This is a genomic window from Vibrio galatheae (assembly GCF_000967545.1).
Classification (GTDB): domain Bacteria; phylum Pseudomonadota; class Gammaproteobacteria; order Enterobacterales; family Vibrionaceae; genus Vibrio; species Vibrio galatheae.
On record NZ_JXXV01000018.1, the window covers coordinates 134,942 to 158,046 of the forward strand.

The 23,105-nt window shown below is 45.5% G+C and carries 23 protein-coding genes; 9 read left to right on the forward strand and 14 right to left on the reverse strand.

Going from position 1 to position 23,105, the window contains the following annotated elements:
* Nucleotides 1-190: 190 nt before the first annotated feature.
* The 5 genes from TW81_RS11330 to TW81_RS11350 all read right to left on the reverse strand — a co-directional run bounded on the left by TW81_RS11330 (nucleotide 191) and on the right by TW81_RS11350 (nucleotide 5,944).
* Nucleotides 191-1,090, reverse strand: a complete 900-nt coding sequence (locus TW81_RS11330; protein ID WP_045955825.1) for an EamA family transporter — start codon at nucleotides 1,088-1,090, stop codon at nucleotides 191-193.
* Nucleotides 1,091-1,169: 79 nt separating this feature from the next.
* The gene (gene phnR, locus TW81_RS11335) at nucleotides 1,170-1,874 is read right to left on the reverse strand and encodes a phosphonate utilization transcriptional regulator PhnR (RefSeq protein WP_045955826.1); all 705 of its coding nucleotides are present in this window, start codon (nucleotides 1,872-1,874) and stop codon (nucleotides 1,170-1,172) included.
* Between the two features lie 7 nt (nucleotides 1,875-1,881).
* Nucleotides 1,882-3,594: a putative 2-aminoethylphosphonate ABC transporter permease subunit gene (locus TW81_RS11340; protein WP_239424341.1), complete on the reverse strand. Its 1,713-nt coding sequence runs from the start codon at nucleotides 3,592-3,594 to the stop codon at nucleotides 1,882-1,884.
* Nucleotides 3,595-3,619: 25 nt separating this feature from the next.
* Nucleotides 3,620-4,732: a putative 2-aminoethylphosphonate ABC transporter ATP-binding protein gene (locus tag TW81_RS11345; protein WP_045955828.1), complete on the reverse strand. Its 1,113-nt coding sequence runs from the start codon at nucleotides 4,730-4,732 to the stop codon at nucleotides 3,620-3,622.
* A 201-nt stretch (nucleotides 4,733-4,933) separates the two neighbouring features.
* Nucleotides 4,934-5,944: a putative 2-aminoethylphosphonate ABC transporter substrate-binding protein gene (locus tag TW81_RS11350; RefSeq protein WP_045955829.1), complete on the reverse strand. Its 1,011-nt coding sequence runs from the start codon at nucleotides 5,942-5,944 to the stop codon at nucleotides 4,934-4,936.
* 272 nt (nucleotides 5,945-6,216) lie between these two features.
* Here TW81_RS11350 and phnW point away from each other — a divergent pair, with 272 nt between their 5' ends.
* The 3 genes from phnW to phnX are packed head-to-tail and all read left to right on the forward strand — an operon-like array spanning nucleotide 6,217 to nucleotide 9,601.
* Nucleotides 6,217-7,341: a 2-aminoethylphosphonate--pyruvate transaminase gene (phnW, locus tag TW81_RS11355; protein WP_045955830.1), complete on the forward strand. Its 1,125-nt coding sequence runs from the start codon at nucleotides 6,217-6,219 to the stop codon at nucleotides 7,339-7,341.
* 11 nt (nucleotides 7,342-7,352) lie between these two features.
* The gene (locus tag TW81_RS11360) at nucleotides 7,353-8,732 is read left to right on the forward strand and encodes an aspartate aminotransferase family protein (protein ID WP_045955831.1); all 1,380 of its coding nucleotides are present in this window, start codon (nucleotides 7,353-7,355) and stop codon (nucleotides 8,730-8,732) included.
* A gap of 53 nt (nucleotides 8,733-8,785) precedes the next feature.
* Nucleotides 8,786-9,601, forward strand: a complete 816-nt coding sequence (phnX, locus tag TW81_RS11365; protein WP_045955832.1) for a phosphonoacetaldehyde hydrolase — start codon at nucleotides 8,786-8,788, stop codon at nucleotides 9,599-9,601.
* A 52-nt stretch (nucleotides 9,602-9,653) separates the two neighbouring features.
* Here phnX and TW81_RS11370 read toward each other — a convergent pair whose 3' ends face one another.
* Nucleotides 9,654-10,247 carry a DUF1294 domain-containing protein gene (locus TW81_RS11370; protein WP_045955833.1) on the reverse strand — a complete coding sequence of 198 codons (594 nt, stop codon included), beginning with the start codon at nucleotides 10,245-10,247 and terminating at the stop codon, nucleotides 9,654-9,656.
* Nucleotides 10,248-10,456: 209 nt separating this feature from the next.
* Nucleotides 10,457-11,131: a pyrimidine 5'-nucleotidase gene (yjjG, locus tag TW81_RS11375; protein ID WP_045955834.1), complete on the reverse strand. Its 675-nt coding sequence runs from the start codon at nucleotides 11,129-11,131 to the stop codon at nucleotides 10,457-10,459.
* A 95-nt stretch (nucleotides 11,132-11,226) separates the two neighbouring features.
* Between yjjG and TW81_RS11380 the strand changes: the two genes are divergently transcribed.
* The 3 genes from TW81_RS11380 to TW81_RS11390 all read left to right on the forward strand — a co-directional run bounded on the left by TW81_RS11380 (nucleotide 11,227) and on the right by TW81_RS11390 (nucleotide 13,288).
* Nucleotides 11,227-12,147: a LysR family transcriptional regulator gene (locus TW81_RS11380; RefSeq protein ID WP_045955835.1), complete on the forward strand. Its 921-nt coding sequence runs from the start codon at nucleotides 11,227-11,229 to the stop codon at nucleotides 12,145-12,147.
* A gap of 138 nt (nucleotides 12,148-12,285) precedes the next feature.
* The gene (locus TW81_RS11385) at nucleotides 12,286-12,465 is read left to right on the forward strand and encodes a hypothetical protein (RefSeq protein ID WP_045955836.1); all 180 of its coding nucleotides are present in this window, start codon (nucleotides 12,286-12,288) and stop codon (nucleotides 12,463-12,465) included.
* A gap of 91 nt (nucleotides 12,466-12,556) precedes the next feature.
* Nucleotides 12,557-13,288 carry a dienelactone hydrolase family protein gene (locus tag TW81_RS11390; protein WP_045955837.1) on the forward strand — a complete coding sequence of 244 codons (732 nt, stop codon included), beginning with the start codon at nucleotides 12,557-12,559 and terminating at the stop codon, nucleotides 13,286-13,288.
* A gap of 57 nt (nucleotides 13,289-13,345) precedes the next feature.
* On the opposite strand, the gene secF is transcribed toward TW81_RS11390, so the two are convergent.
* The 4 genes from secF to TW81_RS11410 form a co-directional block, all read right to left on the reverse strand.
* A complete protein-coding gene (gene secF, locus TW81_RS11395; protein ID WP_045955838.1) occupies nucleotides 13,346-14,248 on the reverse strand; it encodes a protein translocase subunit SecF in 903 nt (300 codons plus the stop codon).
* Between the two features lie 2 nt (nucleotides 14,249-14,250).
* Complete coding sequence (gene secD / locus TW81_RS11400) at nucleotides 14,251-16,086, reverse strand: protein translocase subunit SecD (protein WP_045955839.1); 1,836 nt, start codon at nucleotides 16,084-16,086, stop codon at nucleotides 14,251-14,253.
* A gap of 70 nt (nucleotides 16,087-16,156) precedes the next feature.
* Complete coding sequence (locus TW81_RS11405) at nucleotides 16,157-16,642, reverse strand: hypothetical protein (RefSeq protein WP_045955840.1); 486 nt, start codon at nucleotides 16,640-16,642, stop codon at nucleotides 16,157-16,159.
* A gap of 111 nt (nucleotides 16,643-16,753) precedes the next feature.
* Complete coding sequence (locus TW81_RS11410; protein ID WP_084715864.1) at nucleotides 16,754-17,422, reverse strand: SH3 domain-containing protein; 669 nt, start codon at nucleotides 17,420-17,422, stop codon at nucleotides 16,754-16,756.
* A gap of 55 nt (nucleotides 17,423-17,477) precedes the next feature.
* Here TW81_RS11410 and TW81_RS11415 point away from each other — a divergent pair, with 55 nt between their 5' ends.
* Nucleotides 17,478-18,053, forward strand: coding sequence for a hypothetical protein (locus TW81_RS11415; protein WP_045955841.1), 576 nt, complete (start codon nucleotides 17,478-17,480; stop codon nucleotides 18,051-18,053).
* A 19-nt stretch (nucleotides 18,054-18,072) separates the two neighbouring features.
* On the opposite strand, the gene TW81_RS11420 is transcribed toward TW81_RS11415, so the two are convergent.
* Both TW81_RS11420 and phhA read right to left on the reverse strand, forming a co-directional pair.
* Nucleotides 18,073-18,402: a 4a-hydroxytetrahydrobiopterin dehydratase gene (locus TW81_RS11420; protein WP_045955842.1), complete on the reverse strand. Its 330-nt coding sequence runs from the start codon at nucleotides 18,400-18,402 to the stop codon at nucleotides 18,073-18,075.
* A complete protein-coding gene (gene phhA, locus TW81_RS11425) occupies nucleotides 18,395-19,186 on the reverse strand; it encodes a phenylalanine 4-monooxygenase (protein ID WP_045956032.1) in 792 nt (263 codons plus the stop codon). Before phhA ends, TW81_RS11420 begins: the two co-directional genes overlap by 8 nt.
* A 225-nt stretch (nucleotides 19,187-19,411) precedes the next feature.
* On the opposite strand from phhA, the gene TW81_RS11430 reads away from it, so the two are divergent.
* The gene (locus TW81_RS11430) at nucleotides 19,412-21,412 is read left to right on the forward strand and encodes an acetoacetate--CoA ligase (RefSeq protein ID WP_045956033.1); all 2,001 of its coding nucleotides are present in this window, start codon (nucleotides 19,412-19,414) and stop codon (nucleotides 21,410-21,412) included.
* 50 nt (nucleotides 21,413-21,462) lie between these two features.
* Here the strand turns inward: TW81_RS11430 and TW81_RS11435 are convergent, their stop codons facing one another.
* The gene (locus tag TW81_RS11435; RefSeq protein WP_045955843.1) at nucleotides 21,463-22,041 is read right to left on the reverse strand and encodes a class I SAM-dependent DNA methyltransferase; all 579 of its coding nucleotides are present in this window, start codon (nucleotides 22,039-22,041) and stop codon (nucleotides 21,463-21,465) included.
* A 144-nt stretch (nucleotides 22,042-22,185) separates the two neighbouring features.
* On the opposite strand from TW81_RS11435, the gene TW81_RS11440 reads away from it, so the two are divergent.
* Nucleotides 22,186-23,064, forward strand: coding sequence for a LysR family transcriptional regulator (locus TW81_RS11440; protein ID WP_045955844.1), 879 nt, complete (start codon nucleotides 22,186-22,188; stop codon nucleotides 23,062-23,064).
* Nucleotides 23,065-23,105: the final 41 nt, after the last annotated feature.

Below are 23,105 nucleotides of genomic sequence, written 5' to 3' on the forward strand. Positions count from 1 at the left end.
CATAATTCAACCATTAGATGTAGGGGTTTAGCGGCTCGCAATATGCTTGTGGTTTTAAGATAACCACTTCAATCGCTTATTAGGCGTTCTGGCAAACAAGCGAAATAGCAGTGATGCCTATTTAGAGTGATTGGTTATAATGCAAAGTCTAAATATCATATTAATTTTTCCGCCTTTTTAACCAGATTGATTACACAACCGTCAAAACCAACCCGCTGAAGATCAAACCAGTGCCAAGAAATCGAGCTAAAGCAAAGCGTTCCTTAAGCAGCAACACACCCAGAATCAAGCCAAATACAATGCTCAGTTGCCTAAGTGCAACCACGTAACTCACGTTTTCTGTCATCGTCATAGCGTATAGCACTAAGCCGTAAGTCGTTGACATCATGATACCAGCCATTGCACACGGTTTTCTTATACTCCACGCTTGGGAAAACTGCTGCCACTGACGTGTGATTACGAGATACAAGGCAATAATCACAACAATCACCCAAAACTGAATGCCTAAATAGAAAATCGCCGAATGTAGATTTGATACAATTCTGGATAGTACCGCAATAATGTGTAGCGCTTCTTTATCTAAAATCGAATATCCGGTGGTACCAATCGCTGCGACTATGGCCCAGAAAACCCCCATATTTTGGTATTGAGCTAATTGCTGTTGGTGCAGTGTACTCAGTGGTACAAGTAGACAGCCGAAAGTAATCAATATAAATCCGCACCATACTTGTGGGCTAAGCTGATAACCGAGTGCTGCAGTACCGACGCCGACCATTAACACAGGTAAAGCACGAGCGATGGGATAAATCACACCAATATCACCATGTTGATATGCGTGCCCAAGCCCAATCAGATACACGCATTGGGCAACACCACTAACGAGCAACACCCACCAAAACACGCTAGGTATCTGGCTGAGACCCACTTGGCTCAAGTACCAAATGATATAGGGCGCCAATACCAAAGATGCCGCCGCGCAGCTTGATAGAAAAAACGCGGTGCCTGACGATTTATTGCTTTTGCTTAGTAGATTCCAACCCGCATGCAAAAACGCCGATATGACTACCAAAGCTATCGCCCATAGTGACATATTGCTCCCTTATTGAAGCGATAAATCGAAATAAAAGAAGACTTCTGCCAAACAGCAGAAACCGAATTGAAAACTCTAGTTAGCGTTGAAGTTGAGCGACGGACTCTATGCTAATTGCATCATGTCGCCAATATTCGATATCACAATCAATCAGCTCACCATTTTGATTGTAATTAACACGCTCAACCACCATAGCGGGCGTACCCGAGGTGGCTCTTAACGCTTGCGCGGTTTCACCAAGTAAGGTGCTTGTCGTGATTCGATAGCGAATCTTTTGGTATACAACGCCATAATGTTCCCGATAAATATCGGTAAGAGACTGGGATAAGTCAAAATCAAGCAGGTTAGGAAACAGCTCAGGGCGAATATAGTTGGTAACATACAATACTGGGCGGTCTTCCAAATAGCGCACACGATCAACTCGATAAACGTCGGAAAAAGGTTGTAAGTCAAGCAAACGAGCCGCTTGTTTGTTGGCCAAAATACCTTTTGCTGCGACCAATTCTGTCTTGGGCACTCGCTCCTGAGACTTCGCCATATTACTAAAGTTTAGCGTTTGAGTCGGGTCATACCTAAGTGGCAACGGAGAGATAAACCAACCACGTCTATCCTCTCGATAGATTCTTCCTTCTGCTTCAAGCAGTGATAATGCCTCACGCAAGGTCACTCTTGTGGTATCAAAGGATTCAGCCAGTTTTCGTTCCGCAGGAAGTTTCTGCCTTGGTGATAACATACCCGATTCAATTTGTTCGACTATTGAATCTTTAATTTTTACGTACTGCACTGTTTCCTTACCTTTTTCGCCAAGCTTGCGTTTTCGTTTCTAACCATTTGCCTAAAGTCATATGAACCAGTTTAGCCACCGCTGCAGACATCATAATCATGACTGCCATTGCCGCCGCCGCACCTGTTTGACCTGCGTCATCCATGTTCAACACTGACACCGAGGCTGGAATGGTATCGGTCGAATAGATAAATACTACCGCAGAAGTGGTGGTTAATGCATTAATAAACAAATAGGTAGCAATATCAAGCGTCGCCGGAATGCACACTGGTAATGTAACTTTAAAAAATAACTTGTACTGGGGCAGCTTGACTGACGCCGCCGTCGCTTCAATCTCTGCTGGAATCTGCTTCAGTGCGGTAACAGCGGTCATATGCCCGACCGTGTAATAATGGACGACCGTATTAATAACGAGAAACGCCATACCACCATAGAGAACGCTAAGAGGATTATTCGCATCATTGAAATAAAATATGTAACCAAGTCCTAGCACCATACCCGGCACAGCCATTGGCACAACACTTAACATCTGCATTACTTGGCGAATAGGTGAATAAGCGCGTCCTTTCTCGATACAATAAGCGCCAACAAAGATAATCATCGTACCAACAATAGCAGTCCAACTCGCAAGGGTTAGCGAGTTAAAGTAAGGCGACCAGCCATAGGTACTCATCTCAGAAAAGTTATAGTTATTGAGTGTTAGTGCTTTGTTCCATGGCCAAAATGTGACAAGTGAGCCATAAATCGCCATGCCAAGTACAGTAATGACGGCAAAAGAAATAGTCAGGCAGTAAACAAAGCAAATACCATCTCTTACTTTATTCGGTTCCGGCTGATAAGGTACAGAACCTGTATCAAACAAACTCTTTTGCTTCTTTTGCACCCAGCGGTCCGCAATAAAGGCCATCAGTGCAGGCAATAACAACAAAATACTGGTAACAGCGCCCATTGAGAAATTCTGCTGACCGACCACCTGTTTAAAAATATCCGTCGCAAGCACGTTATAGCTGCCGCCGATCACTTTAGCGACACCGAAATCACACACAACCAAGGTGAATACCACAATCAGCGTACTGATTAGGCCATATTTCGCGGCTGGAAGTGTGACAACAAAAAACGTTTTTAGTGGTGACGTTTTTAGTGCGCGCGCTGCTTCATATAACCGTGCATCAGACGTTCTCAACGACGTCGTCAAAATCATCAATGCATGGGGAAACGTCCAGAATATCAACCCTATCGCGATACCAATCAAGCCATAAACGGATTGTCCTCCGAGCATACCTTTTGCTATACCTTGGTTACCAAATAAGAATATCAAGCTAATCGCAGGAAGAAGCGAAGGTGCCAAGATTGGTGCACTACCCAAAACGTGAAACAATCCTTTAAAAGGCATACAAGAGCGTGTCAATGCGAAGGCGTAGCCAAATGCCAACACACCCACCACTGTCGTGACTAGGACTCCCAAACTAAAAGTATTTCCAACCGAGTACCACAAGCTGTCATTAGCAAAGTAAGCAAAAAAATTATCCAAACCAACGTATTCGCCACGGTCATTTTGCACACTTTTGACTAGCATTGCCCATAAAGGCATGACGATGAAGATCACTAGCAATGAAAATAGGCTTACCAACAGCCCAAATAGCACAAGGTTATCTTTACTGATTCTATCAAGGCATGACTTTGCGCGCGCCGGAATGACATTGAGATTCGAATTATACATACTTCCACCTTCCATCAACGCCACCTTAAGCCGCGATCGCTCTGTCGCCATTGGTGCTCAATCTTGGATAAGCAAGCACACCTTGATTGGAGAGCCGGACATAACGAATATCTCCAACATGCAATTTTAGCTCGCCAGCCAATTCTCCTGGTACGTCAACAATAATCGACGCCGCTTTTTTATCATGCAGAAGTTCGCAGTCAAAGCGATAGAAGGCGCCCAAGAATTCTTTCTCACGAATTTTAACTGGCAGTGCATTATTAAACTCTTGCGCAAAATGAATGCTTTCAGGGCGAATCGCAAGATCAAAGTTGTCTCCTCGCATTACAGACTTGTTTTCAATCAAAGGAGCAAGAATCAACGACTCAGCGATTCTCAACTGGGTATCGCTGACAGCCGAGGCCGCGATAAAATTCATGCTGCCGACAAACTGCGCAACAAAACGAGTGGCTGGCTGTTGGTAGATTTCTTGAGGCGTACCGATTTGTTCGATAACACCATGATTCATCACAACAATACGATCTGCCATCGACAGGGCTTCATCTTGATCATGCGTGACCATAATTGTGGTAATACCTAACTTGCGCTGCAGCTTACAGATCTCATCACGTAGGTGAACACGAACTTTAGCGTCAAGCGCAGAAAGGGGCTCATCCAGTAGTAACAGACCTGGCGAAAGAGCCAACGCACGAGCCAAGGCAACACGCTGCTGTTGACCACCAGAAAGCTGATTTGGGTACTTCTCTCCTGAGGTTGGTAGTCCAATCATTTCTAACCAATATTCCACTTTATGTAAGGCTTCTTGATTTGAAAGTCCTTGGTTCTTCAAGCCAATGGCAATATTTTCTTGAACCGTTAGGTTAGGAAACAGTGCATAAGACTGGAACACAATGCCAAAGTCACGCTTTTCGGGTGGCAAAAACGTCGTTTCTTGTCCGCCTTGGTAGATGGCACCTGACGTTGGCAGGTCTAACCCCGCGATGGCACGTAAAAGTGTTGTTTTTCCGCAACCCGAAGGGCCAAGAAAGCAGACGAACTCGCCTTTTTCAATCGCGAGGGAAATCTGTTTTAACGCGGTAAACTGACCAAATTGCTTCACCACGTTTTCTATTTGTAAGTAAGGTCGGTTAGTAGACATAACACACTCTCTAAATGGTATATACCAATATTGCATTGAGTTTATGTCACTGACATGACAAATTTATAGAGTAAAGATGACAGTAAAATGAATGGTATGGGCGCACTTTCAAATGACACGCACCAACTTCATTCAATGCTGCGGCTGAAAACTAAAAAAGGAGAGCTCGTTTGCTCTCCTTACTCGCGATTGCATTTATCGTTACGATTTTGGCTCTGATTTCGCGTCGAACTTCGCCGACCACGCCGCTAAAATATCTGCACGCTTGCTGCCCATTTGCGCAAAATCCATTTTAGCCATGTTATCTTGAACATTTGGGAAATTAGAAACTGTTGCTTTCACGTTTTTATGTGCCACCACTGGGTACATTTCAACATACAACTCGTTCGCTGCTTTAGAAATTGACCAGTCAACCACACGCTTCGCTGCATCTGATTCTTTAACTAGGCCCACAGCTTCTGATTCCCAGCCAATGCCTTTTGGTGTGATAACCGAAAGCGGTGCGCCTTGTGTTTTCAACTTCGCGCCGCGGCTTGCCATCGAAATACCGATAGCCACTTCACCCATGCCGGCTTGAACACATGGCTTAGAACCAGAGTGCGTGTAATGAGCTATGTTCTTATCCAGTTGGCTCATGTAGTTCCACGCTTGGTCTTCCCCCATATTTTGCAACCAAGCAGACACCTGCATGTAACCCGTACCAGAAGAGGCTGGGTTTGGCATAGCGATATGGCCTTTATAAACCGGCTTAGTTAAATCTTCCCAAGACGTTGGTTTAGGTAGGTTGAGTTGTTTTGCTACGGCTTCGTTGAAGCATACAGCGTTAAAGAATGCATCGTTACCAAACCACGCCTGGTTTGATTGAGGATCATTCAGGCTTGCGTTCAAATCCACTAAACCTTTGGGTGTGTAGTGCTTAAGAATACCTTCTTCTTTCAATAGTGCCATCGACGAACCAGCAAGCCCCCACACCACCTCAGCACGCGGGTTATTTTTTTCTGCCAGTAATTTCGCCGTCATGATACCTGTCGAGTCACGAACCCATCTGATTTTGATATCTGGGTTTTCCTGCTCAAAGGCATTTTTGTATTTAGCCAAAATGTCAGTTTCGAAAGCGGTGTACACCGTCACTTCCTGTGCTGCCATTACATTTGTTGCCAGCAGAGATACAAGTGCAGCTAGCGATCCTTTCATCAAACGGTTGTTCATCATCTTCTCCATTAAAGACTATCTGGGTTTGCATTGACATAACTGGTATGTACCAGTTGATGTATTCCACCCTAAAAGCGCTTTATTACGATTAAATGAACAAAAAATGGCAATTTATTAAACAATAGACAAAATGAGTACTCTTTGTGTGGATCAGTTTTTTTAATATTAAAGTTTTATTAATTTGCCTTGTTGTCTATTTACTGCTGTTTTTCACTCTTGGTAGAGTAACTTATAATTAATGGTATATACCAATTTATTGAATGGAAATTGAGATGAAAAACGAATACCTACTACTGACCCCAGGTCCTCTATCTACATCTGAAACCGTACGTGAAGCCATGCTGAAAGACTGGTGCACTTGGGATGATGATTACAACAAAGAGATCGTAGAGGTGATCCGCGCTAAGCTAGTGACTCTGGCAACCAAACAAAAAGGCTACACCAGCGTTTTGATGCAAGGCAGCGGGACGGCGTCTGTCGAAGCAACCATAGGCAGTGCCATTGGTAAACAAGGAAAGTTGTTGGTTGTTGATAACGGTGCCTACGGAGCGCGCATTGCCCAAATTGCTGAGTATTTAAATATTCCATACCATGTGGTTGCTCCGGGCGAAACATCACAGCCACACTTGAACGAGGTGGAAACTGCATTGGCATCGGATCCTGCTATCACACACGTGGCGATTGTTCACTGTGAAACCACCACAGGTATGCTAAACCCGATTGCAGACTTTGCACGCATAGCCAAAGCGCACAATAAAGTAGTGATTCTGGATGCCATGTCGAGCTTCGGAGGCATTCCAATCGATATCGCAGAACTTGGCATCGACTTTATGATCAGTTCTGCGAACAAATGTATTCAAGGCGTACCGGGGTTTGGCTTTGTGATTGCGAAACAAACTGAGCTAGAAAAGTGCCAAGGTCAGGCGCGTTCTTTGAGCCTTGATCTTTACGACCAGTGGCACTGCATGGAAGTGAACCACGGCAAGTGGCGTTTTACGTCTCCTACGCACACGGTTCGCGCCTTCTACCAAGCCTTGCTAGAACTTGAGCAAGAAGGCGGCGTGGAAGCTCGACACAGCCGTTACCAGACTAACCAAACCACACTGGTGGCTGGCATGCGATCACTCGGCTTTGAGCCACTACTCGACGATAGTTTGCACTCACCGATCATCACTTCGTTTTACTCGCCAACGCATTGCGACTATCAGTTCAAAACGTTCTACCTACGTTTAAAATCGCAAGGCTTCGTCATTTATCCGGGCAAAGTGTCTAACGCAGATTGCTTTCGCATCGGCAACATAGGTGAAGTTTACCCGAGTGATATCAAGCGTCTGATTGGTGCTGTTAAGAATGCAATGTACTGGCAAGACGTACCCGTTCAAGTGCTAGCGAACTGAGATAAACCGCGATGAATAAAATTGTACAGCCAACCCATTTTCGCAGCGAAGGTGATGTCAACACCACCTTGGCTCGTCAAGCGTGGAATGCAGCGATGAACGATGAAAGAACACAAGCGCTATTGAAGCGTGATTGTGATGTGTTTCTTCATCAAGCGATGTCAACGCCCTGCCTCGACACGTTAGAGGCCGCAGAAGGTATCTATATCCAAGATGCAACGGGCAAAAAGTACATGGATTTCCATGGCAACAATGTTCATCAATTGGGCTACGCTCATCCGCATGTGATTAAACGTGTGCAAGAGCAAATAGCCAAACTGCCGTTCTCGCCGCGCCGTTTTACCAACGAGACCGCGATAAAGTGTGCAGAGAAACTGACCCAAATCTGTGGAGGAAAACTTAACCGTGTGTTGTTTGCACCGGGAGGAACATCAGCGGTTGGCATGGCGCTGAAGCTGGCACGTCACATCACAGGTAGCTACAAAGTAGTCTCGCTGTGGGATTCCTTCCACGGCGCATCATTAGATGCCATTTCCGTAGGTGGCGAAGCCTGTTTTCGTCAAGGCATGGGGCCATTAATGGCTGGTGTCGAGCGTATTCCACCTGCAGTCTCTTATCGTGGCGCTTTCCCAGTTGCTGACGGTAGCGATGTCCATTACGCCGACTATCTTGAATACGTGATTGAAAAGGAAGGTGGTGTGGGAGCCTTCATCGCAGAAGCCGTTCGCAACACAGATGTTCAAGTGCCAAGTAAAGCCTACTGGAAGCGCATTCGTGAAATCTGTGACAAGCACGATGTCATGTTGATCATCGACGACATCCCTAACGGCATGGGCCGCAGTGGCGAATGGTTTACCCACCAAGCTTACGACATTGAGCCCGATATTCTGTGCATTGGTAAAGGCTTGGGCGGAGGCTTAGTGCCCATTGCAGCCATGATCACCAAAGACAAGTACAACACCGCCGAGCAAATCTCGATGGGCCACTACACTCATGAGAAAAGCCCAATTGGTTGCGCGGCGGCGCTGGCGACCATGGAAGCAATCGAGCAGCAGAGTTTACTCGAAAAAACCAAAGCTGACAGCCAGTTCATGCGTGAAAAGCTACTGGAAATGAAAGACAAATATCCAGTGATTGGTGATGTACGTGGTATCGGCATGTTATGGGGCATTGAGCTGGTCACTGACCACCAAAAAAAGCAGCGCGCTTTTGATGAAGCCGAAGCGGTACTGTACCAATGCCTCAATAATGGCCTGAGTTTTAAGGTGTCTCAGGGCAACGTGATTCAGCTCAGTCCCCCCTTAATCATCACACGTGCACAACTCAGTGAAGCCTTGGCGATCTTCGAGCAAGCCATCGCCAAAGTATGTAAAGACTTTAATTACTCGTAACTTAATTCAGTCGCCGCGCAAAAAGCTGCGGTGACAAGGCAAAAGGAATAAACATGAGCAAATCACCAATTCAAGCAATCATCTTTGACTGGGCTGGTACCATCGTCGATTTTGGTTCATTCGCGCCAACCAGCATCTTTGTTGAAGCATTCAAACAAGGTTTCGATTTCGCTATTGACCTCGCAGAAGCACGCGAGCCAATGGGACTCGGAAAATGGGATCATATTCAAGCGGTCGGTCGAATTCCTGCGGTTGATAAGCGTTGGAATGAAAAATTCGGTCGCTCAATGACCAGCGAAGATATCGACACCATCTACGCCGCGTTTATGCCGCTGCAAAAAGCCAAAGTAGCGGATCACGCAGCGCCTATTCTTAATGCGATTGACGTGGTGAATAACCTCAAAGACAAAGGCATTAAAATAGGCTCGTGTTCGGGCTACCCACGCGAAGTGATGGACGTTCTGATCCCGGAGGCCGCCGATTATGGATACAAACCAGATTACGTGGTCGCAACCGATGATTTGCCACAAGGTGGACGCCCTGCTCCATTTATGGCGCTGAAAAATGTAATAGAACTTTGCGTAACAGACGTGAATGCGTGTATCAAAGTGGATGACGCGGCACCGGGCATCGAAGAAGGCCACAACGCTGGGATGTGGACAGTGGGCTTGCTGCTTTCGGGAAACGAAGCGGGACTTACGTTTGAAGAGTATCAGGTCGCAGATGAAGCCACACTCAGTACAGCCCGCGAAACAGCGCGCGCGAAACTTATCAAGAGTTCACCGCACTATCTAATTGACACTATTGCTGACTTCCCTGAGGTGGTTGCAGATATTGAACGACGCTTAGCAGCAGGCGAAAGGCCTTAACTGTATACGGCAACGAAAAATAGGGCGCGATTCGCCCTATTTTTTATGCTTATTACGGCATTTGATACCGAGCTATGATTTGCGTTAACACCTCTGCACCTTCATCGGTATTGAACCAGCAATAGATGAGCAGATTTAAAATCAACGTCGTCCAGAACAAGAACTTAAACCCAATGTCACTGTATTTGTGATGCATAAAAGACTGCGCAAACAAGGCACCTATCCACCCTCCAACTAAATTCAACATATGGAAAGTAATCTCAGGAATGCGCCAGCTACCGATTTGCATCGCATGTTTGTCAAACGCATACACGGTATAGGTCACCGCACTCACGGCGAAATAAAACACACAAGCAATGACCGGGAAATCTAAAATCACGACACTGCCGACCAGTGTGCTGCAAAACCAAACCGCAATGGCTAAAGAAAAATTAAACACAACAGGCCGCTCAACCTCGACCGCCCTCATCACGCCATTTTGGTCTGTGCCGAGTCTAAACACCACTCGCTCACTGACATTGGGCAACTGGGAGACATTAGCCAGATCGCTAATATGGAATCGGACCTGAGTATCTTGGTTATCTACCGAAATATAGCCGTAACCTTTACTCTGGTCCCATTGAGAGATGGTTCCTTGAATAGACATGGATATTTCTTCCCTAGCAACAACGTTAGTCGGTTCTATTTATTTTGTTCTTTGTTTAAAACCTATAGCACACCTATTCCACTGCATTCATATTTTTTCGTATTTATCGTGAATTTTTTGAACTAAAACTCTCGTTACAAATACTGACTATCAAATGCTTGCTATTCGTTCACAGTGACAAACCATTTGCGCTGCATTTAGCTAACCAGCTAAGCCATTAGAATCTGCTTTAATTCGTGTAAAGATGTCACGGTAAAGTGGGGGGTGATCGCTTCATCCTGTGGTGTATCCGCTCGGTTTAACCAGCAAGTTTCAATACCAAAGTTAAGACCACCTAAGATATCTGAGTGTTGATTGTCCCCGACCATCAATATTTTGCTCTTACACGGCGCGCCCATTTTCTCATGCGCGTGGCTAAAAATCGCCGCGTCAGGCTTGGCGACACCAACTTGTTCGGAAATAATCACATGCTCGAAATATTGGCTCATGCCGGTTTTTTCTAGCCTGACCGCCTGAAGGTCAGTAAAACCATTGGTGATAATGCCCATTTTCACCTTGCCGTATAGAGCATCCATTAGCTCTTTCGCCCCTGGAAGCAGGGTACAGATATCCGCCATCGCATGAAGAAACGCAAGATTAAGTTCAGAGGTTGTGGTTTCGAGTTGATTTGCCCATTGTTGAAAACGTGTGTGTTTTAACTCTTGCGCATCAATGGTGCCATTTTGGTAGGCAACCCATAAAGGCTTATTGACACTCTGATAATGGTCGTAGTCACTCGGTGTAAACTCGACACCGATACGAGAGAACATCAGTTGCATCCCTTTAAAAGCATCGAAGTGAAACAGGGTTTCGTCAGCGTCAAATAAGATCCAATCGTACTTCATTATTTTCTCCTTAACATCGCGGAGCTAGTGTAAATTGTTTTCTTATAGATGATAATACACTGTTATAGAAACTTATTGTTTACTAGGGGTTAACCATGCAAGCGTTTTCTACTATTCCCATCTTCGTGACGGTGGTTGAAAGCGGCAGCTTTTCCACTGCGGCGAGTAAACTCAATATCACCAAATCTGCGGTTAGCAAGCGAATAACTCAGTTAGAAGATGAGTTGGGTATCAGGCTGATCAACCGCACCACAAGGAAGCTAAGTTTAACCGAGGCAGGGCAACGTTATTACGACTATGTTGAACAATCTCTGAGTTTAGCTAAACAAGGCATTGATGCCGTTTCTGAACTACAAGGTAACCCGAGAGGCACACTTAAAATCACCGCGCCAATGTCATTTGGTGTGCTGCACATTGCCCCATTGATAGCGGAGTTTCTTGATCGGTTCCCTGACGTGGAAATTGATCTTAATCTTGAAGATCGCATGGTCGATATGGTTGAAGAGAGCTTTGATGTGGGAATCCGGATTGGCCACCTACCATTATCGAACCTGATAGCAAAACGCCTTGCCCCGTGTAAAAGCGTTCTTTGCGCAGCGCCAGAGTATTTATCTCGAAACGGTAACCCCGAGAAACCCAGTGATCTCTCACACCACAGCTGTTTACAGTACAGTTATTATCGTGGGGGCAGTGAATGGTCTCTTATTTCATCCAGCAATGAGTTTAGAGTGATTCCCAAAGGACGACTTGTCGTCAACAATAGCGAAGCGATTCGCCGGGCAGTACTTGGCGGCAGCGGGATTGCAAATTTGCCAACCTTCATTGCAGGTAAGGATATTGCGGCTGGCAAACTGCAGGTGGTCTTGCCTGACTATGCGCTACCAAATCATGCAATCTATGCGGTTTTTCCCCAGCGAAAACATATGCCACTGAAAGTTCGAGCATTTATTGATTTTGTCTCTGAGAAACTGGGCACCGAGACACCATACTGGGATAAGTCGCTAAATCTTGAGTAACCTAAGGTTTAATGTGATTCTGGACTCAGATTTTTCTCTACAGTGACAATCTCAGCAAGTTTATGATGTAAAACAAATTCCCCCTTCTCTCCTAGATCCAAAATAACGTCGATATTGCACTTCTAGGAGACAGGTACAGTGAAACGATTCTTTCCATCTAGCGTTATGCTGACCCCCTTTGTTGTAAAAAACTATTCAGAGCAAGAGCGTGAAGAGAGCACGACTTCACAACAAGAGCCTCAACTGAACTCAGAACGCGGCCGGGATGAACAGAAGATTATGCCGATTGCAACAAATCAAATCTCACTCCCTTCATAAAACAGCGTTACTAGTAAGCGGAGTCGAAACGTAGTTTCTACCCTTTGGCTGTTATTTACGTACTACACTTCTACAACAACGGAGGTGTTCTATGAAAACAACTATTGGGCTTATTCTGGCATTACTCTCCTCTTTTGCTTATGCAGGAGAGAGCAAAATTTACAATGTAAAAGGCAGCGAATACGAGGGCTACTGGTCAAAGGTAAACAATGATGCTCCCTTGGTACTGCTTGTACATGATTGGGATGGATTGACCGACTATGAAATGAAGCGCGCCGAAATGCTGAACGAATTAGGCTACAACGTGTTTGCTGTGGATCTTTTTGGCAAAGGCGTTAGACCAACAGAAGTGAAAGACAAGCAGCAGCACACTGGTGAATTGTATAAAGATAGAGATAAGCTCCGCGCACTTATGCAAGGCAGTCTTGATTTCGCTGCTTCGCTTGGAGGTAACATCGACAATACGGTTGTGATGGGCTACTGCTTTGGTGGTGCAGCAGTACTAGAATCAGCGCGCGCGGGAATGAAAGCGAAAGGGTTCGTAACCTTCCATGGAGGTCTCGGCACACCTGAGGGTCAATCTTACGCGCAAACTCAAGCGCCTATTATGATCCTTCACGGCACGGCAGATACCGCTATCCCCATGTCACAATTTGCTTCTCTTGCAGAGCAACTGGAAGCCGCTAGCGTTGAGCATGAAATGATTACCTACAGTGGCGCACCCCATGCATTCACTGTGTTTGGTAGCCCTAGCTATCGAGAAGATGCCGACAAAAAATCTTGGGCAAGCTTTACTCAATTCTTAGCGGCTAACACGCAATAATCATAAACAAAATATCCCCAAGCGAGACCTTGGGGATCAATTATGTGTATGGCAAGATTAAGGCGCGGTATCTATTTCGACAGGCAAATAGTGCTTTGGTGCCAGTTTTAGCCACTCTGGCAGCACAGTGCCCATAGAGATAGAAGACCAAGTACCAGACAAAATGCCAATGAACATGGCGACCGCAAAACCTTGTAGCGCACTGCCGCCCATTATCCACAGTGCTGACACCGTCATTAAGGTTGTCCCCGAGGTCACCATAGTGCGCGAAAACGTCGCGATCACAGCTTGGTCATTGATCTCTTCAGTTGAAGATGACTGTTTCGCAATAAGCAGCTCTCGAATTCGATCGGCGATAATAATGGAATCGTTTAGCGAATAGCCCAAGATTGCTAAAATGGCCGCAAACACGGTGAGGTTAAACTCCATTTGTGAAGCAGCAAAAAAGCCAAGTACCAAAACCACGTCGTGAATCAGCGCCAACAAAGATCCACTCGCCAGCCGCCATTCAAAACGAAAGCACAGATAACCTAAGATACACAACATTGAGATCATTAAGGCTAAACCACCTTGATCAACCAAATCTTGCCCGACTTGAGAGCCAACCATGCTATTGCTAATCACCTCAACTTGGTGAGAGATCGGTGAAAGCGTCGCGGTGAAATCGGTAATCTGCTGATCTTGTTGTGGAATGGGGTAACGAATCACCCATCGCCCAACCTGATCCGACTGAGTCACATTGGTAAACTGACCAAGTTGTGGCTCCAGACGTTCAACCAGTTGTTGCTGGGTAATGTTAGCATCAACTTTAACCTCAGTGACCATGCCTCCGGTAAAGTCCAGTCCCATGTTAAGTCCGTTGACAGCCAGAGCGATGAGTGACACCAACATCAGCGCAAAAGAAACGAAGTTGGTAATGTAGCGGATTCGACGAATGCGCTGTTTAAAGAATTCAACCATAGTTACACCCTCACCTCACGACGCGCGTCACGTCCCCAAACCAAATTGATGATTGCACGCGATGCAAACACACCACTAAACATACTGGTCAGCAGACCCAAGCCTAATGTCAGAGCAAAGCCTTGAATCGGACCATTGCCAATCGAATACAAGACGACGGCAGTGATCATGGTGGTAATATTGGCATCAAGGATTGTGCTGAATGCACTACCAAAGCCAAGGTCTATCGACTGAGCAAAAGTGCGCCCTTCCGCCAGCTTGTCCTTAATACGTTCAAAAATAAGTACGTTGGTATCAACCGCCATCCCGACTGTCAAAACTAAACCTGCAATACCCGGCAAAGTCAGCACCGCGCCAGGAAGAAGCGCGATCATCCCCAGCAAACTGGCCATGTTGATCAGCAACGCAACATTGGCAACCCAACCTAAACGACGATACCAAAGTGCCATAAAGGTCAGGGTCATCGCTAAACCGAGCGCGAGAGCCGCAAAACCGTTTTGAATGTTTTCTGCGCCAAGGGATGCACCGATAGTACGCTCCTCAACTATCGTTATAGGCGCGGTCAGTGATCCGGCGCGAAGTAATAGTGCTAAGTTTTGCGCATCTTCCATCGAGCCAGCACCAGTAATTCTAAATTGACTGCCCAATTGAGACTGGATGGTCGCAACGCTAATCACGCGTTCGGTGCGTTCGGTTTCGCCTTTAGCGTTGGTGGTGTATTCGCGATACACAGTCGCCATCGGTTTACCAATATGACCTGCTGAAAATTCACTCATGATTTTGCCACCAGCGTGGTCGAGCGAAATATTCACTTCGGAAAAACCCATTTTATCCACGCCCGCACGAGCATTAATAATATGCTCACCAGTGAGCACCGGACGTTTAGCCAAAATTACATCTCGCCCGTCATTGTCACTGAGCACTACGTCACCGTATGCGTTAGCCTCTGATGGATTACGAGCTTCGTGAAACGCTAACGTTGCGGTTGCGCCTATCACATTTTTCGCAAGCGATGGATCTTGTACACCAGGCAGTTCAATTCGAATACTGTGTTCGCCTTGTCGTTGCACTAAGGCTTCTGTAATCCCCAGCTCTTCAATTCGTTCACGCATAATCTTCAGGTTTTGCTTGATGGTCACCGCCTGAAAGTCATTCTTGCTTTCTAGTGTTGGCCTCACTGCTAGGTAATCGGAGTGGCGTGTGACGGTCCAATCGGGGTAATTCTGCATTAAGAAAGTAGTTGCGACGCCAAGCACTTGATCTGATTCAGTTTTCACATCAAACGCTTCCATGGTGACAGGTGATATTTGCACGCCGCGTAATCGCTCCTGACGTAGGAAGTCCCTGACTTCATCCATCAAGCTGTTACGTTGCTCTTCAAATGCTTTATCAATATCGACATTCAATAAGAACTGTACACCACCACGCAGATCCAGCCCCAATTTGATCGGACTAAACCCCCACTCTCCTAACCATTTAGGCGCAACAGAGACGTACGAGAAAGTAATTAAATCATCTTTACCAAGCAATGAATCGAGTGCTTGGCGAGCTTGAGTTTGTTGGGTTTCATTTTCAAACACCAGTGTGGTGGCCGTGCCCACTTGCTGGATTTCCGCCACTTCGATATCACGCTGATTTAGATATTGCTGCAACTCGGGAATACTGACGCCCAACCCATGTGACGTTGTAACTTTAATCGCAGGTTTTTCACCATACCATGTAGGGATAGCACTTAAGGTCAGCACAACCACAGTGGCAACAAGAACCACGTATTTCCACGCGGAATAACGGTTCATAAGACGCGCTGAACTCGCCTTATTAATGGGATTAATTTTCATAGAATTTCTTTGCTTAACTTGGCGCAGATAGATCTGGCCTAGGAATAAATAAGAAGCGGTAAAACTTCGGTTATGTAAGCGAGAAAGTCAGTGAATAATGCCCATTGAGAGCAACATAGAGGGTATTGGACTCTTTCCATCCCGATATGCGATAGGAAGAGGAGTAATGTGTGACGAGCCCTGAACCAGTCTTTAATTTTGGAAGTTGATACAGCCTAAACAGCGCGGGAACGATAGGTTCAAAACTAGATAAATCAGTGCCTGACGGTGTTTCATTTTCGTCAAGGTAGCGAGCAACCGCCAGCAAGCGATTTGTGGTAATCAATGCTAACCAATCGTGAGACTGGTCAGATTGAGTCTCAGGCTGGGAAGTTCGCTTTACTTGATCAAATAACGCTTGAGCACCACTTTTCGATAACGGAAGTAATGCGTGTGAACGATTATCTAGACGCGCAGCGGCTTCGTTTTCAGCTTGTAGCAGATAAGCAAATGCCTGCGCTGGCATTGCTAGCGCTAAGGTAAAAAGCCAAAGATATGAAACAATCCGTTGAAGCATTGATAGGCCTGATGATAGGAAACAAGGTGATACTAGAGCGAAGCCCAGCGCCGAACAACTAAAATATTCTAAAAGCTAACATTTCAAATTTGATCGCATACAACTCGCTACTTATCGGTAGAAAATTTTGCCAGTTCTAACGTTCAAGTAAATTTTATTCGCTTGCTTCAAACCACCGCAATAGACAAAGTAGGCATCAACCTCTTCGAACGTCACAGACCGTATCCACCCTTTGGTCTCTTCAAAGTCTTCCGGGGTGCAAGTCCCCTCTTTGAGCAGTTGATCAGTCGATTGAATAAACATTTCAAAGTGATGCTTAAAGTCGTCAGAGTTTTCTATATAGGTGGTGACTGTTTCGGTTCTTTCCTGTTTCGTTATCGTAGGAGCCACCTCCAACAGTGCAGACATAGGTACCCACTCTGCAACTTCAGGGCCGCCTTCTTCGTATACATAGTAAGGAGAGATGCGACCCCATCCGTCGCGTTTTTCAAGCACATGTAGCTTGTCACCCCGATAGACGACACTTTCAATAAAGGCGGCTTCATCCGGCGTTTCACGCACCCCCAATTTAGGAGGGCTAACATAATAGTCGGTAACGGGGGGCGCAGGTTCTACGACAGGCTCTTCTTCAACCTCGAGAATTGGGGGTGGCGGCTCTTCTACTGGCATATTTTCCAGCGCAAGCGCGTCTTGTTGCGGTTTGTAGTAGAAGATGTAGTAACCACCAGCCGCGCAAGCAATACCGACCAGCAGTAGGAGTAGCATGATTAGCTTTTTCATATCACCTTGATTCTTTTCCTATACTAATTAGGTTGCAAACTCCACGACCATCATAATGAAATGGCACAATAACTATTTAATTATAGCGGCAGCATTGCTTATCACTTTACCTTGCAAGGGAAATAGTGTGCGTTGCAACGCCGATTCTTGGAACCATGCCCTCAAACATCATCAAGAGATCGAACAAGAATATAACTTTCACGCGACACGTTTTAATACCTTATTGCAAGCCCATCGAATTCAGCCATTTCTTTATCAAGAGTTTAGTCGCGAAGAATTACAAGGGTTATGGCTAAGCCCGAATTCAGAGTTTCACAAACAGATGCAGACTCAAATTGAAGCTTCATTGACCATCATCGAGCAAATTCAACAGGAAAAACAAACCATAGCAAGATTAACCACTCAGGCTGAGGCTCAATCACAACTTTGGAGAGCAATAAGCGAGCATTGCCGGCGCATAGGTGAACAATCCAATGTCATCATCAGTTGGAACTACGCTGAACTTAATCAAGCACTAACGGCAGATATAGAGGAGATGATTCAAAAACTCATCATCATCGAATCACGCTACACAAAAGAAATAGAGGCTTTGGAAAATGCTAAACCAAAGCCTCTACAAAATCAGGAATAATAAGGAAAGCAATGTCTGCTTAGCCGAGTCCGTCGCACTTAGCAGCGCAGATGAAGTCGTTTTGATGTAAACCTTTGATGGAATGACTCCACCATGTCACCGTCACTTTTCCCCACTCTAGTAATATTGAAGGATGGTGAAATTCTTCCTCAGCGAGCTGCGACACTTTGTTGGCAAACTCCCATGCCAGTTTGTAGTTTTTGAACTTATAGACCTTTTCTAACTGAGGAATACCATCGCGCTCCAACATCTGCCAATCTTCCAACTCTGTCAGCAGTAGCCTTCTCTCTTCTGCACCCAACGCCACTGCACTGCTAGTGCAAGATTCACAACGTAATTCATCAAGCATGTGTTACTTCCTTTGGTTCAAATAGTGGGGGTAAAAGTCCAACCTGCATCGCTTGCTTAACATAGAACATCAAGTCCATTTTGCTTAGCTTGTACAATTGTTGAATATTGTCCAACACAAAGTACTCAGGCTGCATAATGTCAATTCGGTAAGGGGTACGTAGTACTGTGAGAATATCAAATTCCTCACGCAAGGCCTCTGGCTCATCTAAAGCGTAAACGGTTTCACCAGGCGAAGACAAAATACCTCCGCCATAGATCTTAGTGTCATTGCCTTCTCTGACTAAACCAAACTCAACCGTAAACCAATAGAGCCTCGCTAGGTATACCCTTTCTTTGTCACTGGCATTACGACCCAAAACCCCATAAGTATGCGTAAACTCAGCAAACTCTGGGTTGGTTAACATGGCGCAATGACCAAAGATTTCATGAAAAAAATCCGGCTCTTGCAGGTAGTCGAATTCATCTCGACTGCGTAAAAAAGTGGCGACTGGAAACTTTTTCTCTGCAAGCAGTGCGAAAAATCGGTCAAAGTTTATCAGTGCCGGAACGGGTTCAATTTGCCATCCTGTGGTCTCTTTCAACACACGGTTGATATCTACAATCTGTGGTGCTTTATCCATAGGTAGGTCGAGAAGCTCAAGACCTGCGAGATACTCCTTGCAGGCACGCTGCTTGACCAAGTTAAGTTGACGTTTGACTAAATCACGCCATACGTCATTTTCTTCAGAACTCCACTCCACAATCCCGTGTTCACTCACAGGTTTAGAATGATACTGTGCCATACCTAGCCCCATTAACAAATCCGTTACATTAAGCCTATCGCCATGATGGGTCGGTGACAATTTGTTAGGCCATCTCTCCCTCCCACTCTTTCTGTAACATTTTTTTTACATTTGACGGCTTTTTGCTTATTTTTCATAAAGCTGAAGTACACCTAGATGTTTGACTTTGACCACATTTTCATCAAAGCTTATTTGAATAACGAAGAACAACACGACGAGGATGTCATGTCTAACTCACAGCAGCGCAGCCCTTCTCCTATTTGGGAACCAAGTCGCGAGCGAATTGAAGCTTCTAATCTGAACCAATTCATCAAACACATTAATATTCAAGGTCATAGTGTTGAATCGTATTCAGACTTGCATCGTTGGTCTGTTGAGCACAAGAAAGATTTCTGGCTAGAAGTGTGGCAGTTTTGTGATGTCATAGGGTACAAAGGCGATTGTATTCTCGGCGAAGGACTCGCGAAATGGGGCGCATTCAGCCCAAGTAGAGATACGATTTGGTTCCCTCAATCACAAATAAACTACGCGGAAAACTTACTCGCCTACGCATATCAAGCCCCTGAAGACATCGCGATCTGGTTCAAAAATGAACGAGGTGATGCGGAGAAAATTTCATGGCAAAGCTTGTGCGATAAAGTGTCTATCCTCCAACAATGGTTGAAACAAAACGGCGTCGAGCGAGGTGATGTCGTAGCAGGTTATCTACCGCATATGCCAGAAACGGTCATTGCTATGTTGGCGGCGACAAGTTTAGGCGCGATCTGGACATCTACCTCTCCTGATTTTGGTGCCGAGAGTGTTGTCGAACGCTTTGGTCAGGTACAGCCTAAAATTCTGTTCTGCTGTAACGGGTATTACTTCAACGGCAAGACTTTTCATATGGAAGAGAAGAACCGCCAAATCGTCGAGGCGATACCGAGCATAGTGAATACGTGCCAAATTGATTATTTGGAATCTCAACTCGACGAACAAATGTTGAATGACAGCTATTCAGACTGGGAAGCCATTCTTGCAAGTTATTTACCGCGCGGAATGATTTTCCAAAGGATCAGTTTTAACGACCCGCTATTTGTTCTCTACTCATCGGGCACCACAGGCAAACCGAAATGCATTGTGCACTCCGTAGGCGGCACAATTCTAAATCATCTCAAAGAGCATCAGCTTCACTGCGATATTCAGCCAAAAGATCGCGTCTTTTACTACACCACATGTGGCTGGATGATGTGGAACTGGCACGTCTCTGCACTAGCCAGCGGTGCAACCTTAGTGATCTATGATGGCAGCCCCATGTATCCAAACCAGAATGCACTGTGGCAACTCTGTGATGAGGCTGATGTGACTTTGTTTGGCACTTCAGCCAAGTATTTAGAAGCACTAGAAAAGACCCAATTCAATCCTAGCAGCGGCTATTCACTTAACTCTCTACGTACTCTGTGCTCGACTGGCTCAGTACTGTATCCAGAGCAATTTGATTATGTCTATTCCAATATTAAGGTCGATATTCACCTTGCTTCGATAGCCGGAGGTACCGATATTTGTGGCTGTTTTGTTTTGGGTAACCCGATGTCACCTGTGTATCGCGGCGAATGCCAAGGAGCTGGCTTGGGGATGGATGTAGCAGTATTTAATGACTCCGGTCGTGAAGTCACCTCGGAGCGTGGCGAACTCGTTTGCCGCAATAGCTTCCCCAATCAACCTTTAGGTTTCTGGCATGATAACGGCGCAAGATATCATCAAGCCTATTGGGATAAATACGCCAACACTTGGCACCATGGCGATGACGTTGAAATGACGCCGCGTAACGGGATGATTTTTTACGGACGAAGTGATGCGACACTCAACCCTGGCGGGGTTCGTATTGGTACGGCAGAAATCTATCAGAAAGTGAACCAACTAGCCGAAATCCAAGATTCTATTGCCGTTGGAAGACGAATAGATGGTGATGAAAAAATTGTCTTATTTGTCCAAGTTCATCCTGACTATGAACTCAATGACGAGCTAGTTACCAACATTAAACAAACGCTTCGAGTGCAGTGCTCCCCACGCCATGTTCCCTCAGAAATCTATCCAATTAGTGAAGTACCTAAAACGAAGTCAGGCAAACTGGTCGAGTTAGCCGTCAAGCAAGTGCTCCATGGCAATGAAATTCAAAATAAAGGGGCCATCGCCAACCCATGGGTACTGGATGAAATCGAGAAACATCAAAATAGCACTGTCATTTAAACAAAAAGCCCAGCGTTTATGCTGGGCTTCTTAGACAAAACTGATGGTGGTTATTTTTTCGCAACCGCCATTAACACTTTCAGAGTGCCATTTGAAGTATCGACATCGAATGGCGTCGTTACAATCACTTCACTAAAACCGACGCTAGATAGAACCTGTTGAGCGTGTGTGATTGTCATACCGCCTACTTCATCTTTGTCCGACAACCAATCCCAATGAATGAAGTAGCCGCCCTCATCAAGCAAGCTAAATATGATGTCGGCTGAATCTGAGTAGCTCGGCACAAAGCTACACACTGAAGAGGCAACAACCAGATCGAATTGAGCACGAAATGCAGGGTGCATAGCAACAAGGCCGCGAGTCAGTATATCAACAACAGGTTCGACGTTGGCGAGCTCTTTTTTGTCAAGTTGCTCTATCATCGCTTCAGAGCCGTCTAATGCGACTATATCTTTTGCTTGTGGTGATAATCGTTGACTTAACAAGCCCGTACCACAACCAAAATCCAGAATATGTAATCCTTTAATATCAACAACTTTCTGTAGCGACTCAAACGCTTTGTCAGCAAATACATTAGTCGCAGTATCTGCATCCCAATTTAGCGCGACATCGTCCCAACTGTTAGCCATCATGATCTCCCTGTTACTACATTCACTTGGCGTCGCCCAAGAGTATCAAAACTGCATGAAATTCATAGCATTTCAATGCGGAAAACAGACAATTACCTACGATTAATATAATATCGAAATCAAGCCAATCAAATTGAACAAAAGATGAACTTATCGCAAATAGAAGCGTTTTGCAGCGTCGCCGATGCGGGATCAGTCTCCGAAGCCGCACGCCAGCTTGAGTGCAACCGTACTAAACTCAGTATGGCGCTTAAGGCGTTAGAAAAGGATCTGGATGTCGAATTGTTCGTTCGTAGCGGTAACAACCTCACCCTATCAGAAGCCGGAAAAGCGATTTACAAAGACTGTCAAAACCTACTGGTGACCGCTTCACGTATTCGCCAGACATGTGCTCAAGTTTCTGGCGAGTTTAACGCCGAGGTCTGGATCGCTCGTGACGACTCTCTCCCCGACGAGTTATGGCAAGATCTCTCCCATCGTCTCAATAATCGTTTCCCTGCGACAGCATTCAATATTGTTCTAGCATCAAGCGGTGACTTAGCCAATCTTGTCGCAACATCTCAGGTAGATTTCGCTTTTGGTGTCGACTATGAACGCACTGACGACCCATTAGTGGCCTTTCAACCTTTAGGCAAAATCCGGCTAATGTCAGTCTGTCGGACAAGCCACCCACTTGCTCGTCTTCGCCGAGTGTCAGATGAAGAACTGCGCAATGCGATGCAAGCAGTGATGGTTTATCTCAATGAGAAAGACAACCCTGAATTACAACCCTTCTCGTTAAGATATATCGGGTTCTCAAGCTTTGACTATATGCTGAATACTATTTTAGAAGAAGACGCGTGGGGAGTACTGCCCGAACCGCTTATCCGACACTTATTAAGAAAGCAAGAACTCGCTGTAATTAAACATACCTACGGTTTGACTCAGGAAGATTATTGCATGTTTACCTCTGCAGGCATGGCGGAACATCCTGGAATGTCCTGGTTGGCAGACAAACTCAACGAGTATTTGTTTGACTTCTAGGCAATATCTGAGCAATCGCGTCAGTCAGTGCCAATTTTATT